The organism is Nostoc sp. JL23, from assembly GCF_017115065.1.
GTDB lineage: Bacteria > Cyanobacteriota > Cyanobacteriia > Cyanobacteriales > Nostocaceae > Nostoc > Nostoc punctiforme_A.
The window spans coordinates 1-15,531 of sequence record NZ_JABXKN010000104.1 but is presented as its reverse complement, the minus strand read 5'-3'; the positions used below and the strand labels follow the sequence as shown (position 1 = coordinate 15,531).

The following is a 15,531-nucleotide window of genomic DNA, read 5'->3' as shown; positions in this document are numbered from 1 at the left end:
GTATTCATGGCACGCGCAAAGTTTGAAAGGAATAAACCCCACATTAATATCGGTACAGTTGGCCACGTTGACCACGGTAAAACTACCTTGACAGCAGCCATCACCATGACCTTGGCAGCTATGGGTCAGGCTGTAGCTAAAGGCTACGACCAAATTGATAATGCCCCAGAAGAAAAGGCACGGGGTATTACCATCAATACCGCTCACGTAGAGTATGAAACTGCAAGTCGGCACTATGCTCACGTAGACTGTCCAGGACACGCTGACTATGTGAAGAACATGATCACCGGTGCTGCCCAAATGGACGGAGGTATCCTCGTAGTTGCTGCTACCGATGGCCCTATGCCCCAAACCCGCGAACACATTCTTTTGGCAAAACAGGTTGGTGTTCCCAGTCTGGTTGTCTTCTTGAATAAAGAAGACTTGATGGATGACCCAGAACTCTTAGAACTAGTGGAACTAGAACTGAGAGAACTGTTAAGCAGCTATGATTTCCCTGGGGATGATATTCCTATTATCAAAGGCTCTGGTCTGCAAGCTCTGGAAGCAATGACCAAGAATCCCAAGACCCAACGAGGAGAAAATCCTTGGGTAGACAAAATCTATGAACTGATGGATGCTGTAGATTCTTACATCCCCACTCCTGAGCGGGATGTTGATAAACCCTTCCTGATGGCTGTAGAAGACGTGTTCTCAATCACAGGTCGTGGTACTGTCGCCACTGGTCGGATTGAACGGGGTGTAGTCAAAGTTGGCGATAACGTTGAACTAGTGGGTATCAGAGATACTCGTGCTACTACCGTAACTGGGATTGAAATGTTCAAGAAGAGTCTTGAGCAAGGTATGGCTGGAGATAACGCTGGCGTACTACTCCGGGGTATCCAGAAGGCTGATATTGAACGGGGTATGGTAATTGCCAAACCAGGTTCGATTAAACCTCACAATGAATTTGAAGGTGAAGTGTACGTCCTAACTGAAAAAGAAGGTGGTCGTAAGACTCCATTTTTCGCTGGCTACCGTCCCCAGTTCTACGTGCGGACAACCGATGTAACTGGTACTATCAAAGCCTACACTTCCGATGAAGGCAAAGAAGTAGAAATGGTGATGCCAGGCGATCGCATCAAGATGACAGTAGAATTGATCAACGCGATCGCTATTGAACAAGGAATGCGCTTCGCTATTCGCGAAGGTGGTCGCACTATTGGTGCAGGTGTCGTCTCCAAAATTATCAAGTAGCAAGCACCTTTTTGCTCATAACAAAGGAGCAGAGATGGTATTTATTTTGCCTCTCTGCTCCTTTCTCTTCCCTCTATAAATAAGGTAATAGGTTACAGGGGACAGGTAATAGTTTTCTGTAACCGATAACTTGTAACCGTTAACCTGTAAATACTCCCCTAATTACGCAGAACCTGGAAAATTAAAGATGGCAACTCTACAGCAGCAGAAGATTAGAATTCGCTTACAAGCCTTTGACAGGCGCTTATTAGATACATCTTGCGAGAAGATTGTAGACACAGCTAACCGCACCAACGCTACAGCCATAGGCCCAATTCCTTTACCAACAAAACGCCGGATCTATTGTGTGCTGCGATCGCCTCACGTAGATAAAGACTCACGGGAGCATTTTGAAACCCGTACTCATCGCCGGATTATTGACATTTACCAGCCCTCTTCTAAGACTATTGATGCCCTGATGAAATTGGATCTACCATCGGGTGTAGATATTGAAGTCAAACTTTAATTTAGTCATTAGTCATTGGTCATTTGTCATTAGCAAAGAACGAAGGACAAAGGACAAAGACACTAGTATGAATATTTACACAGCCCTGAAGAAATATATCTCAGGGCTTTTATTTAGCTAGGAAACAAATGATAGAATGTAGATAAAGTACGGGAAAAGCAGAGAAAAGAAATTTTAAAGATTAAGTTTATCCCAAAGTAACAATGACATCATCTTCTAAAATTGCAGTTCGCGAACTACCTCTGTTCCCGTTACCCGAAGTAGTTCTGTTTCCTACTAGGCCATTACCCCTGCACATCTTTGAATTTCGCTACCGAATCATGATGAACACGATTTTGGAGAGCGATCGCAGATTCGGTGTTTTGATGTTTGATCCAGTCAAAGGTACAATTGCAAACACTGGTTGCTGTGCCGAAATTATTCATCACCAACGCCTGCCAGACGATCGGATCAAGATGATGACTTTAGGGCAGCAAAGATTTCGTGTATTAGAGTATGTTCGTGAAAAGCCATATCGCGTCGGCTTAGTTGAGTGGATTGAAGACCAACCACCCACTAAAGATTTGCGACCTTTATCAACTGAAGTAGAACAACTACTACGAGATGTTGTGCGTCTATCAGCAAAATTAACCGAACAAAATATCGAACTCCCAGAAGATTTGCCCGATCTACCAACAGAGTTATCTTATTGGGTAGCTAGTAATCTTTATGGCGTCGCCGCAGAGCAGCAATTATTGCTAGAAATGCAGGATACTGTAACTCGTCTAGAGCGGGAAGCAGAAATTTTAACTTCTACTCGGAATCACTTGGCAGCTCGCGCTGTTCTCAAAGATACATTTAGTGAAAAGTGAGGAGTTAGGAAGAAAAAACAAAAATATAAAGATCGACAACTTATAATTTATATTTCCTGGCTGATAACCCTGTTTTGTCACTCTCGGAAAACAATAATCGAACCTAAATTCTGAGACTCGGAATGAATCAAGCTTTGAGGCTTTATTTTCTAACAGTGACTAAAATTTCTAGTTAAAAAGCGGAAATTAAAGCGCCAAAAGGGTTTCACTAATTGGGTTTTCCCACTCTGACAAAAGAGGGATAACTTGTAAATCCTAAATGATAACTCTTAATTGATAACTCCTAACTTCTTAAGTAACGGCGCCGATCGGTAAAACATTGTAAGCACCAAGAATTTTTAAAATCTCTGTGTGGATGGCTAATTCTGCTAAAGCAGATTGCATTTGTGCTTCCTTGGCGTCCGCTTCTAAATCCATGAAAAACAAGTATTCGCCTAGCGATCGCTTTGTCGGACGAGATTCAATCCGGCTGAGGTTAATTCCTAGTTGAGCAAATATTTGCAAAGGTTTGACCAACGCTCCGGGTGTGTTAGCAGGCATACTAAAAGCCAGCGATGTATGACTAGTAGGAGCTTTTGTTGCCTGGTATCCAGCGTCCACTTCACCCTGACTTACTACCCAAAAACGAGTAAAGTTTTCTGGATAGTCGTTGATGTTACTGGCAAGTATCGGCAATTTGTAGAGTTGAGCAGCTCTGCTAGAAGCGATCGCTGCTGTTGTTGTCTCTTGCTCCAATCGCTGTAGTGCTTCGGTTGTAGAATTGCTAGGAATAATCTGTACAGTCGGTAGAAACCGCTCTAACCATCCCTGACATTGTGCCAAAGCTTGTGGGTGAGAGTAGACAGTTTTAATACTATCTAAATTAGGCGCACAAGAAATTAACATATGGGCAATGGGTAATACCAAAGCCAACTGTATTCGCAAACTGTCCAACTGCCAAAGTGTATCCAGTGTTGTAGTAACACTGCCTTCAATAGAATTTTCCACTGGCACAACAGCCAACTGCGCTTGACCATTAGCAACGGCGTGCAGTGATTGGGAAATGCTGGGATAGGGGCATAATCTAGCCTCAATTCCCGTAGTTTTGCTCAACCAGTTGACATAAAAAATAGTTGCTTGTTCTGCATAAGTGCCGGGAGGACCTAAATGTGCGATCGATAAAGTCATGCTTTTAGCCTTGAGTTGCGAGTGTAATGCGTAAATAAAGATTATGATATTTTGGTTTGGTAAATATATCCAACATCTACTTTTACTAAACACTGTTATCTCTAAAATTTACGTACTAAAGGGATAGAACGAAATATGTATCTAGGAAAAAAAGTTATGGAATATCAGTCTTCTAACATATAGATTTCCTAGCAGTTTTTTTGCTAAATCCCTCTGAAGATTTAAGAGCAATGATATGGGTTTCTACCCAAAGGAAAAATCACATTATGGGTTTTATGTCAAGAGTTAAATCCTAATCTATATTTCTTGAACTAAAGATTAGAATGAGCGTACCAACTTTTTGCTAATTGATGTATAGCTGATTTTTCTAATAATCAGAACTAAGTTGTTAAAAAATATTAAAATTAAGAAACAGATATTTTTATTAGCTCATGGCTACCCGGTTTACTGCCTCCCAATCGGTTGAAATCGCTGTTCCAGAGCAGCCTATTCCCATTCAGCACTACTTGCGTCAGCCTCAACGTCTGGTTAAGGCTTTGGTTGACAATAGCCGGATTCAGCAACTTTCTGAGGAAGTATTTCGCTTGAAAATGCGTCCGCTAACTTTTATGTCATTGAGTATTCAACCTACTGTAGACATGAGAGTCTGGGCAGAATCAAACGGAATAATTTATTTGCGATCGCTAAACTGTGAAATTTTAGGTTTCGAGTATATTAACCAGCGCTTTGCTCTCAATTTAAAAGGCTATTTGTCTCCCAAAGAGTTTAGCACTGGCACTCGCCTGCAAGGAAAAGCTGATTTAGAAGTGGTGGTGGATTTCCCACCGCCATTTTCCTTTACTCCTAAGCCGATTTTAGAAGCTACTGGCAATGGTTTGCTTAAAAGCGTACTGTTGTCAGTCAAGCAACGGTTATTAAATCAACTTTTGGCAGATTATCGCTACTGGGTGATCTCACAAACCAAAGATAGAGGACTTGACGCTGATAGTACTGAATTACCAATCCTGAATGCTGAGTAATTATTTAATCACTCAACACTCAGACCTTTGATTTGGCAAGGACGAAAAGACTGACGATGCAGAGGCGACGGCCCATATTGTTGCAAAGCCAGCAAATGCCGCTGGCTACCATAACCCTTATTACACTCCAGGTTGTACATAGGGTATTTTAATGCTAGACGCATTATCAGATCGTCACGCCAAACCTTAGCAACAATACTAGCAGAGGCAATAGCGAGCGATCGCTCGTCACCTTTAATTATTGTTTGTTGCGGTAATAGCAAATCTTTGATTGACTGATTGCCGTCAATTAAGCAAAGTGCAGGCTGTACCTTTAACTTCAGCACAGCCCGCTTCATTCCTAACAACGTCGCTTGCAAAATATTTATTTTGTCAATTTCGGCAGTAGAAGCAAACCCAATTTTCCAGTCTATAGCCAGCCCACAAATTAGCTGCGCTAGCTCAGTTCTCCGAGAAATAGACAACTTTTTGCTGTCTTTGATTTTAGCTGCTATCAGTATTGGCAAAGCCCGATCTGGTAAGATCACTGCTGCCGCCACGACCGGGCCAAATAGAGCACCTCGCCCTACTTCATCTACGCCTGCAACCAACTCTGGAATCCCTGACAAGGTAGAAAACTCCAGCCAACTGGATTTTTCCAAAGGTACTGGCGACGTTTCTACCATAAAACAAATTAATTATCCTCAATGGCTGAGGAACGACGGCGGCGGCGACGGCTAGCTGTGGCGCTACTATTAGCTTCACTTTCATCTGCGATCTCTTTGGCGGCAGAAGCTTTCGCAGACAAACGTCCTGAAGTATTCGTAGGCAATTCCAATGCTTCAGTTGTCTCTTCGATCAAAGATTTTTGTTCTGGCTCAATAACTTTTGGTGTCGGTATTTTACTTGCGGTTATTTCAGGTGTTGCTTTTTGGGCAATCGTGGTTATTTCAGGTGTTGCTTTTGGGACAATGGCGGTTATTTCAGGTGTTGCTTTTGGGACAATAGTTGGTTCTGAGGTTGATTCAACTGGGTTCGTTGGCAATTGGCCAGGCTGAATCACATTAATAATCACAGACTTGGTATTTTTAACCTCTTGCTCTAGCTTCACCAAGGGGGATATTCCCATCAAGGCGAATATATCCTGTTCTTGGAGACTCATTTCTACAGTTCTAATTTCCGGTGGTTCTACCACTGGCTTAACTGGTTCTGCCTTGATAATTTTAGTGCGCTCTACTCTTTCACTCCAACCTGGTTTACCAAGGGTGGGTGAGGGAATTTCTGGTGCAACTCCTAGTTCTGGTTCTACATCCAGGTCTAAATCTGGCTCGTTAACAAAAGCCAGGGGATTGGGAACAATCCGAGCTTCATCTTTCCCGTTTAACCCATTGACACCAATTCGACTGCGGCGAGTCCGGGTACGGCGCTTATCATTAAGTTCTTGATAACTAGGATGATTGATCAGATTTAGGTTGCTCAATTCCGAGTCGCCGTCAAATGCTTCCCCAAATCCATCGTATGTTTCTCGTGGTTCCGGGATGCGGGCAGATGGCTGACGTGGTTCTCGGTGAGGTAAGGATACAAAACGTTCGCGCTCTGGTGTCTCTGCCGGTATTGGCAATCGGTTTTCGATTTCTCCAGGCAGACGCACAGTATGTCCTAAACCGCCACAGGTGGGGCAAGTTTCACCAAACAATTCGTAAATATTTTGACCCTGACGTTTGCGGGTCAATTCTACTAAACCCAGTTCGGTAAGTTGGGCAATCTGGGGACGAGCTTTGTCTGCTTTGAGTGCTTTATTAAAGTGTTCGAGAACTTGTAATTGGTCACGTCGCGATTCCATATCGATAAAATCAACGACGATCACCCCGGCGATATTTCGTAGACGCAACTGGCGAGCAATTTCTGTTGCTGCTTCGCAGTTTGTCCACAAAACTGTTTCTCTAGCCGTTGCCGATCGCGTAAAGGAACCTGAGTTAACATCGATTACGGTTAATGCTTCCGTCGGCTCGATGATAATGTAACCGCCAGAAGGTAGGTCTACTCTCGGTTTTAGGGCTTCTCTAATCGCAGCCGTGATCCGGAAGTATTCTAAAATTGGGGAGCGATCGCGATGATGGTCAATCAACAATCCCTGCGGTGTTTGACCGCCACTCCAATTCTGCAAGTACTGTTTGACGCGCTTCAAACCAGTACTGGAATCCACGACAATCCGATTTACATCCGCGCCGTACATATCCCGCAATACGCGCTGAATGAAGTCATCATCTCGGTTGAGCAGTGCTGGGGCACGGGTGGAATGCGCTTCCTGCTGGATCGCCTCCCATTGCTTTTGCAACAATTCCAAATCTTCCATAATCGCTTCTTCGGGTTTGCCTTCGGCTTCTGTACGCACAAGCAAACCCATTCCCGCCGGCTTAACCAAAATCGCCAGCGCTCGCAAGCGGTTCCGCTCACTTTCACTTTTAATCCGTCGGGATAAATTTACGCCCCGACCGTAGGGCATCAGTACTACGTAGCGTCCGGGTAAAGTAATATTACCCGTTAGCCTAGGCCCTTTTGTCCCCGTTGGCTCTTTCATTACTTGCACCAAAACTTTCTGTTGTGGTGCTAGTAATTCTGTAATTGCCGCTGCGGTGCGCTTGAGCTTCAATGGCCCCAAGTCGGTAACATGAATAAAACCGTTGCGCTCTGGGTCGCCAATATTGACAAAAGCTGCATCTATCCCAGGCAATACGTTTTCTACTACTCCTAAGTAGATATCACCTATTTGATGATGACCCGTAGCAACAACGAGTTCCTGTATTTGATCTTCAGAAAAAACCGCAGCAATTTGGTGCTGCTCCGCGATGATAATTTGTTTCGGCATTCAATTTCCTCAAAAATTGGCAGCACTTACAGGTTTGAGGTTTGTTGTATCAAATCCGGTTAATTACTTAATAATTCAAAACTACTTGCGTCTCCGCGTCAGTTTTAATTACCACTGTTTTCTCGGTTTGATATTATACTTTCGCTGCCCTCGCAACCCTCAAAAGGCGCTACTGATAATAAAAATTGCAAATCTGAGCTTCTAAGTTAAATAGCTATTGGCGCTCTTAAGAGCGTTTTTACGGCTGATTATTCTAGAACTGCTGCACATCGTTTAAGCAATTAAATCAACCGTCCGTGGTTGATTTGTGATGCAATACCCTCAAATCTTGAGAGTTCTGAGTTGAAAGTTCTAAATCCTGAGTGAGCATTTTAACTCAGGATGCTTTATTTGAGAGTAACCTACTGAATTCGTTAAGAAAAAGAAACTATTTCTATTTTCCATTCCCCGGATTTATCTTAGGGTTATACTCAGCTGCGCAAGTTGCTAACCTGCCTTGAGCCGCTCTAGCCTAAGACAAATAGCACTTTGCGCGTCTCGTAAACGTCTACAACAAGTCGGCATAACCGACAGCAGTTGCTTTAACTCTAAAAAAGTAATGCACTAGCTCTTGGGCACTACCTGAGTTAGACATTCAGCAGTTGTTTAAAAGCATGGATTTAGAGAACCTAACTGAGCTTGCTGTTAGTTACTGATTCACAAGGTAGCTATAGAGAGAGTGTGCATTCTTTAATCTGCTTTTTGTTTGTCTAGGATAAAATCCTAGAAGTTGCACTCTAATATCTTTGCTTTCGCACCCTGAATACCAGGATAGTGAACCAGCTAATTCAATGCAGCGCCAGAAAATTTCTCTTCACCCTATTCTAACGCAACCTTGCTAAAAATCAATTCCTCTGATCTGCCATCTTAGGACAACTACTAGCAAGTTGCCCTACAGGGATTATACCCCTAAAATTAGCCGATTGCGGTGGATGTGCAGGAGTTGAAATTCTACACCAGCCACTGTCTCTAGCATAAACAGGATTTGTTCGGGACGCAACACCAAACCGTCTTGGCGATAGCTACCTAGATAACGGATTACAGATGACATAGATTCTGCAACGCAATTGTAGTTTTCTACTAACTCCAGTTCAAATAAGCGATCGCGCAGATTTATTAACTGGCTCTTGCCTGATTTAGTTATTTGCTCGTACCAAAGTTCCTCTTTTGCTTTGATTGTATCAATCCAGTTTTGCCATTGTATGGGTGTTGTTTCTGCAAGCGCTACTACAGTAATTAAATACTCTGCGGACTCTAGCAGTTGGGTAGCGGCACTAGCTTTTAAATCTATCTGCTCCACATTATAGATAGGTATGTCTGTGGGCATTTCACGAGCCAAATTTTCTCGGAAAGTATCAACTTCCACTGGCACAGTTAACTCAAAATCTGCAATTTCACCGCTGCTAGTAGCTCCTAGAGCTAAAGCAGTTGCTAGAGAAATCCGTGGCATTGGGTGAAATCCACCAGTAAAAGCAATTGGTAAGCCTGCTCGCCGCACAACTCGGTCAAACAGACGGATTAAATCAAGATGGCTCATCAAAGCCATATTACCCTGCTTACCAAACCAAACTCGCAGTCTTTGCGCCTTAGTTGTGTTGGGAACAAACTCGCCAGCAAATTTTGGGATAGCAGGTGATTCAATCACCACGTTATGCCCAAAATCGGTACCACAGACGCCACAATGAGAACAACCTTCAAAAGAGCAGTCGGGTACAATTGCAGCTTCTAGAGCGCGTTGCAAGTCTTCTTGGAGCCACTTTTTGTCAATCCCGGTATCAATATGATCCCAAGGCAGGGGAATATCGAGGGAGTGCTGAGTTATGAGTGGGGTATTCTCCTCTGCTTCTTTGCTCTTCTGTGCCTCTGCGTGAAACAAATTCCATTCGCCATTTTCTACTTGGCGGTATTTCCAATCTAAATCGGCCTGGGCGATCGCAGACCCCCAAGCGCTAAAAGCTCGATCTAAATTTTCATACCAGGAATCCATACCTGCACCCAATTCCCAGGCAAGGCGGACTACTTTGCTCAAATTGCGATCGCCTCGTCCCACAAAATCTTCCATTGCCGAAATGCGAACATCGGTAAAATTTACCTTCACTGCCTTTATTCGGCGGAATTCTTGCCGCAACAGGTTTTGTTTGCGTTTAAATTCAGTGGTAGAAACTGAGTGCCATTGGAATGGTGTATGGGGCTTGGGCGTAAAGTTAGAAATTGTCAGGTTAAAATTTAGGGGTTTTCTGCCTTTGCCCCGACATTCTCGCTGTAACCAGCTTACTGTTTCGGCAATGCCCAAAACGTCAACATCGGTTTCACCCGGCAAGCCAATCATAAAATACAACTTTATTTTATCCCAGCCTTGCTCCCAAGCTGTTTTTACTCCCCGCAATAATTCTTCATTCGTCAACCCCTTATTCACAATGTCTCGCATCCGCTGAGTACCAGCTTCTGGAGCAAAAGTCAGTCCACCTTGGCGCGTTCCTCCCAGGATGTTGGCAATATTCTCATCAAATCTGTCTACCCGTTGGCTTGGTAGAGTCAGAGAAATATTTTCATTTTTTAAGCGATTTTTGATTTCCATCCCCACTGCTGGTAGGGATAAATAATCAGAACAACTCAGAGATAGTAGGGAAAATTCATTGTAACCAGTTGCCCGCATCCCCTGTTCAATTGCTTCTACAACCTTATCGGGTTCTACATCCCGTGCTGGTCGAGTCAGCATTCCTGGTTGACAGAAGCGACAGCCACGAGTGCAACCACGCCGAATCTCAATGGTCAAGCGATCGTGCACTGTTTCTACGTAGGGAACCAAACCAATAGAATATGCTGGTATGGGAGTTGCAACCCGTCGCAGAATTCGTTTTGGTACGTCTGGGCGCAGAGGGTGAACTGAGCCATCCTCTGCCATGTAGTAAAACTGAGGCACATATACGCCTGGTATCTGTGCCAAATCCAGTAACAGATTTTCCTGACTTAATCCTGCTTGTTTGCCTTCTTCTAATACCAAACCAATTTCTGGCAGCAGTTCTTCTCCATCTCCAAGGGCGATAAAGTCGAAGAAATCAGCATAAGGCTCAGGATTTGATGTCGCTGTTTGCCCACCAGCGAAAATCAACGGAAAGGATGACTGGGTATCGGTAGATTCTCTGCCTCCCTGCCCCTCTGCTCCTCTGCTCCCCTGCCTCTCTCGCCACGTCAAGGGAATTCCTGCCAAATCCAACATTTCGAGGATATTAGTTGCACCCAGTTCGTAACTGAGGCTAAAGCCTAAAATGTCAAATTCTGTCAGCGATCGCTTTGACTCTACCGCAAACAATGGCGTATTAGTTTCGCGTAGTTTGGCTGCCAGGTCTTTTCCTGGGAGGTAGGTGCGATCGCACAATTGACGCGGTTGGGCGTTCAAGACATTATAAAGGATAATGTGCCCTAAATTAGATGCACCGACTTCATATACTTCTGGGTAGGTTAAAACCCAACGTATTGCTGCCGTATCCCAAGGTTTGTGTACTGCTAACAGCTCGTTACCCAGGTAACGTGCTGGTTTTAAAATATCCGATGTTATTAATCTTTCAACTGCAACAACCACTGTGCTATCTTCTAGCTACCTTAATTACAGCTACCCAAACCCAACATTAGCATTGAATTAGGTCTTCTAACAGATTTTATCGTTGCAACTTACAACTCCTTTACATAAAGTCCATTTATTGCCCGAACCTTTGTGCTTTTACATAAAGTTATGTTTGGGCCAATTCGGCTTCAGCCTCTAATATTTCAAATACCCTATCGAGTTGCGTCAGTTCAAAAATCATTCTAATTTGTGGAGCAACAGCGCGAAGTTGGCAACTTCTTCCTAAAGTAAGAGCCAGCTTGTGTGTAGATAACAATGCCATTAACGCCGCACTGTCTAACGATTCTACTGCTGCAAGGTCTACTACCAAGATGGAAATACCATTTTGTGCCAACGCTGTAGTCATATCTCGTTCAAATTCCAAGGCGTTTGCAGCATTCAAACACCCTTGGGGGCGAATAACTGCAATCTTGAGATAGTTAAGCACTGCCTGCATAGTTACATCCTATTAAGAATTTTGAAGCGTCAAGCTAAGGATTATTTGAACATAAACTCTATTTTGTTGCATCGACCATACGTCTTAGCTCTCTTTGCTGAATCTTTATTGCTTTACTATGTCTGTTTAAAGATTGTTATAATTCCAGGTTAAAATGTGTTTATATATACTTTTTTTTTACCTCAGTTCAAAAACAATCAACTATAGACGGCCATAGAGCAGACAAATTATCAGTAACTATGCTGAGAAACCTTGCTTAGTCTATAACTAAAGCTAATTTAGCCAAGTCTTAATGTTAGGTTAAATCTCCCACTTTAGCGTTGCTGATGGCATACGGCAAAGTCATAGTGAATTATCTATCTAACTAATTAAATTGTGATATATATCACTAGTAAGTTAGTATTTGGATCACTCTTTATACTGAGGCTGATCTGGGATGATTAGTGTCATATTACAGTTGGATTATTACTTATGAGAACTCAGTACGCTATTCGTAAATTGGTAGAAAAAGCTCTTGACATTAAAAAACTAACTCCTGAGATAGAGAATGAAATCAACTCAGAACTGACGGAACTAGGTTACATTTCTGATGTTGATTACGAAGCTCTAGAATTATTAATGGCAGAGATGGATGCTGGACGAATCCAGTTGGTTCCTAGCCTGGGATTTTAAAATAATTCATAATGACGCTCTCTAAGAGAAGTTGTATAGCTTGCTTCTCTGTAAAGGTACAAGGACTTCCTAACGTAATTCGTAATTAAATTTAGCAGGGGGATACAAGGGTCATATCATTACTAGTATTTTTCTATGAGGTTGATTATTTAAATACTTTAGGTGGCGTCAACTGTGCTAATGAACCTCTACATTGTGCATTCATCGATAATTTCCATACAGTTCGCTAAACGCCTAAAAAAATTCCTCCCAATCTGTTTGCTGAAATTGTCCACAAGCGGAATGAACTCGTTGCTAAGGGAGTTGATATCATCAATATGGCTGCTGGCGATCCAAATAGACTGACTTCTAGTCATATCCTCCAGGCGATGCATGAGGTTATTGAGGACGCTGCTAACCACAATTATCCACCTTACGAAGGTACGAAAAAATTTCGAGTGCGAAGGATGTAGCAATCGAATTTCACAGTATTCAACGCCTGAAAGATTCTGGTATTAGCTACAGTTGAGTAAGACGCTGGGAATTAAGGAATGGGGACTGGGAAGACAAGAGGGACAAGGAAGACAAGGAAGAATTATTCAAGAAGTCTCTATATTGTCTATTCTCAATGCCCAATCCCTAATCCCCAATCACCAATCCCTCTTGATAGGCTTGCCAAAGTTGATGAATAAACTGATTGAGTTGCTGCTTTGCGACTGAATCAGGTTCAGTTTTTGGTTCTTTCGCTAAAAGTTGGCTCAAGAAGGTAATTACTTCTGTGTCTAATGCTGGGCGAAATAAATTTGCAGGCCAAAGTAAGTCAGATGCATCTCGCAAATCAGTAATTAGGGGTGATTCTTCTATGAAAGTAACCATTAATAAAGGACGCACCCAGCACAACTGGCGGGAAACTACAAATTGAATGACTTCTGCATACAGGTTCCTGTCGCCATACTTTAGAGACACAATTTGTCCCGTTTGAAGAAAATCTAGGCTCATGTCCATCTTGGGCAGGGGCAAGGATTATTTTGCTTGCAACTTCTTTAATCTTAAAAGTGAAAATGCGCTACGTTTAAGAAAAGCTTCTGTAAGATTAGGGTAGCACTCTTACGGCAGCCATGTCTTAGACGTGTGCCTTATCAAGTGGCTACGCAAAACTAATACAACCAATCCCTGCCAGCAAAGGGTTTTCCTCGCATAGTATCTGAGCAGAAATACTATAGAATAGGTAAACAACTGTTGAGCGATCGCAAAACAGAGACTTTGTTGTAGTGAAGTAACGAGAAAAGAGCAAAGAGCCGTGTCAGTTGAAACTATTCAAAAGCCTTCCACAACCCGCAAGCTCGCGCCTCGGTATCGCGTTTTGCTCCATAACGACGACTACAACTCGATGGAGCATGTTGTACAGTCGCTAATAACTACTGTACCAAGCCTTACCCAACCCCAAGCTGTGAGCATCATGATGGAAGCCCATACTAACGGGCTAGCTTTAGTCATTACTTGCGCCCTGGAACACGCTGAGTTTTATTGTGAAACATTGATAAGTCATGGTTTAAGTAGCACGATTGAACCTGATGAATAGTCATTGGTCATTGGTCATTGGTCATTAGTCGAAGTATAGAGTATTGGCTGGTGACTTACATTGATATGAAAGAAAACCTTGTCCGTTTAGCTGAACGCCCTGCCCCTATTAGGCTGGGTGCTTTTATTTTGAGTTTATTGTTGCTATGGTTGCCTTTGGCTACACCAATATACTTACTAGTGCATGATTCAAATCTAGAAAGTATATTGACATTGGTATTGTTATATGCAGTATTTATTTTTCTCCTGAGATTATGGGGTAAATATGTCTACCAGCAGCCCCAAATTCTGCGGCATTATGGCTTAGAATTCACGCGGCAAAATGGTGTGGATTTACTGCGTGGCTTGGCTCTGGGGATAATTAATATTCTGATACTTTTTGGGGTAGAAAGTTTGTTGGGTTGGTTGGTGTGGCAACAACCGAAAGTTTTTTTGCTGAAAGTTGTTTTAGAGGGTTTACTTGTTGGCTTAGGTGTTGGATTTGCTGAGGAATTGTTATTCCGAGGCTGGTTGCTAGATGAATTACAACGAGATTACAGTCTGCGTGTGGCACTGTGGACAGATGCAACTGCGTTTGCTACATTGCACTTTATTAAACCCTTGGAGGCAATTATTCATACACTGCCGCAATTTCCAGCTTTAGTACTGCTGGGGTTAACGCAAGTATGGGGAAAGCGTTGGCGGAGGGGACGCTTGGGTTTTCCAATTGGTCTACATGGTGGTTTAGTTTGGGGTTACTACATTATTAATGTAGGTAAATTAGTGAAATATTCTGGTCAAGTTCCTGATTGGGTAACTGGTGTGAATAATAATCCCCTACAAGGAGTGATGGGGGTGTTGTTAATGAGTGTACTAGCTTTGTGGATACGAGGGCGAACAGTGAAAAGTTAAAAATGGGTAATGAACTTGTAGAAAAATAAAATATCGGCTAAAAAGGAACTACATTAATATTCCATTTGGGCAAAGTGTCAGACTTTAGCCAAAAGTTTTTTAGAGATTAAACATCAAATAAATATTTAGGGTTAAAAATAATGGATTGTACTCGTCTGGAATATATCAAAAATGTCAATGATGATAAAGATTGGGCGTATGAAAGCTATCCTGTTGGAGCTTACTTTCAGTTAAACTTTAAAAACTTTAAAGAGAGTGAGGGTGTACATACTCACGCCTTTAACTTACCAAAAGGATCTCTTATCATCCTTTCTCAAAAACCGCATGGGTACGACGAGCGATACTTGACGCACGTAGTTGAACTGGTTAATGAGGGAAGTGAAGATAAACCTCAATGGGAAACAAGTACATGGGGTATTTTCCGATGGGTTAAAGTTCATTGGATTGCTGATTTCAAGAATCCCAACCGTATTCCTATTGATAAGGATGAAATGAGAGCCAATTGGGGTTTTTATAACACTAAAGCTAAATTGTTGTCTAGTCCAAATTTGATGGAGCAGTGGGGTAGTATCGATAAATTAAGAGCGCACTTAGGACAAGTCTTTAATTAAACGATGACGCAATCTAATATCATGTTCGGATAATCACTTATGATAAAAGTAGGGATGAAAACGATGAACTA

14 protein-coding genes are annotated in these 15,531 nt (G+C 42.6%); 8 read left to right on the top strand and 6 right to left on the bottom strand.

Features of this window, described 5'->3' with window-relative positions; genetic code table 11:
* Positions 1 to 6 precede the first annotated feature (6 nt).
* The 3 genes from tuf to HWQ42_RS21070 all read left to right on the top strand — a co-directional run bounded on the left by tuf (position 7) and on the right by HWQ42_RS21070 (position 2,592).
* A complete protein-coding gene (gene tuf / locus HWQ42_RS21080; protein WP_099099763.1) occupies positions 7 to 1,236 on the top strand; it encodes an elongation factor Tu in 1,230 nt (409 codons plus the stop codon).
* Positions 1,237 to 1,423: 187 nt separating this feature from the next.
* A complete protein-coding gene (rpsJ, locus tag HWQ42_RS21075) occupies positions 1,424 to 1,741 on the top strand; it encodes a 30S ribosomal protein S10 (RefSeq protein WP_008232935.1) in 318 nt (105 codons plus the stop codon).
* Between the two features lie 203 nt (positions 1,742 to 1,944).
* A complete protein-coding gene (locus HWQ42_RS21070) occupies positions 1,945 to 2,592 on the top strand; it encodes an LON peptidase substrate-binding domain-containing protein (protein ID WP_094349488.1) in 648 nt (215 codons plus the stop codon).
* Positions 2,593 to 2,883: 291 nt separating this feature from the next.
* On the opposite strand, the gene pheA is transcribed toward HWQ42_RS21070, so the two are convergent.
* Positions 2,884 to 3,759, bottom strand: a complete 876-nt coding sequence (gene pheA / locus HWQ42_RS21065) for a prephenate dehydratase (protein ID WP_292740114.1) — start codon at positions 3,757 to 3,759, stop codon at positions 2,884 to 2,886.
* Between the two features lie 431 nt (positions 3,760 to 4,190).
* Here pheA and HWQ42_RS21060 point away from each other — a divergent pair, with 431 nt between their 5' ends.
* Entirely contained in the window at positions 4,191 to 4,778 is a 588-nt protein-coding gene (locus tag HWQ42_RS21060; RefSeq protein WP_292740112.1) for a DUF1997 domain-containing protein, read from the top strand.
* 8 nt (positions 4,779 to 4,786) lie between these two features.
* Here the strand turns inward: HWQ42_RS21060 and HWQ42_RS21055 are convergent, their stop codons facing one another.
* From HWQ42_RS21055 to HWQ42_RS21040, 4 genes are all read right to left on the bottom strand, one after another.
* Entirely contained in the window at positions 4,787 to 5,443 is a 657-nt protein-coding gene (locus tag HWQ42_RS21055; protein WP_292815803.1) for a ribonuclease HII, read from the bottom strand.
* 8 nt (positions 5,444 to 5,451) lie between these two features.
* Positions 5,452 to 7,626 (bottom strand): Rne/Rng family ribonuclease, encoded by a 2,175-nt coding sequence (locus HWQ42_RS21050; RefSeq protein ID WP_292815800.1) that lies wholly within the window; start codon positions 7,624 to 7,626, stop codon positions 5,452 to 5,454.
* Between the two features lie 940 nt (positions 7,627 to 8,566).
* Complete coding sequence (locus HWQ42_RS21045) at positions 8,567 to 11,248, bottom strand: TIGR03960 family B12-binding radical SAM protein (protein WP_292815797.1); 2,682 nt, start codon at positions 11,246 to 11,248, stop codon at positions 8,567 to 8,569.
* A gap of 148 nt (positions 11,249 to 11,396) precedes the next feature.
* A complete protein-coding gene (locus HWQ42_RS21040; protein WP_292815794.1) occupies positions 11,397 to 11,726 on the bottom strand; it encodes an STAS domain-containing protein in 330 nt (109 codons plus the stop codon).
* Between the two features lie 471 nt (positions 11,727 to 12,197).
* Here HWQ42_RS21040 and HWQ42_RS21035 point away from each other — a divergent pair, with 471 nt between their 5' ends.
* A complete protein-coding gene (locus HWQ42_RS21035) occupies positions 12,198 to 12,398 on the top strand; it encodes a hypothetical protein (RefSeq protein ID WP_094349495.1) in 201 nt (66 codons plus the stop codon).
* Between the two features lie 618 nt (positions 12,399 to 13,016).
* Here HWQ42_RS21035 and HWQ42_RS21030 read toward each other — a convergent pair.
* Positions 13,017 to 13,382: a hypothetical protein gene (locus HWQ42_RS21030; protein ID WP_292815877.1), complete on the bottom strand. Its 366-nt coding sequence runs from the start codon at positions 13,380 to 13,382 to the stop codon at positions 13,017 to 13,019.
* Positions 13,383 to 13,677: 295 nt separating this feature from the next.
* On the opposite strand from HWQ42_RS21030, the gene clpS reads away from it, so the two are divergent.
* The 3 genes from clpS (at position 13,678) to HWQ42_RS21015 (ending at position 15,460) form a co-directional block, all read left to right on the top strand.
* Complete coding sequence (gene clpS, locus HWQ42_RS21025; RefSeq protein ID WP_292815791.1) at positions 13,678 to 13,959, top strand: ATP-dependent Clp protease adapter ClpS; 282 nt, start codon at positions 13,678 to 13,680, stop codon at positions 13,957 to 13,959.
* A 65-nt stretch (positions 13,960 to 14,024) separates the two neighbouring features.
* Positions 14,025 to 14,849: a type II CAAX endopeptidase family protein gene (locus HWQ42_RS21020; RefSeq protein ID WP_292815872.1), complete on the top strand. Its 825-nt coding sequence runs from the start codon at positions 14,025 to 14,027 to the stop codon at positions 14,847 to 14,849.
* Between the two features lie 140 nt (positions 14,850 to 14,989).
* Entirely contained in the window at positions 14,990 to 15,460 is a 471-nt protein-coding gene (locus HWQ42_RS21015) for a hypothetical protein (protein WP_292815788.1), read from the top strand.
* The last annotated feature ends 71 nt before the right edge of the window (positions 15,461 to 15,531 follow it).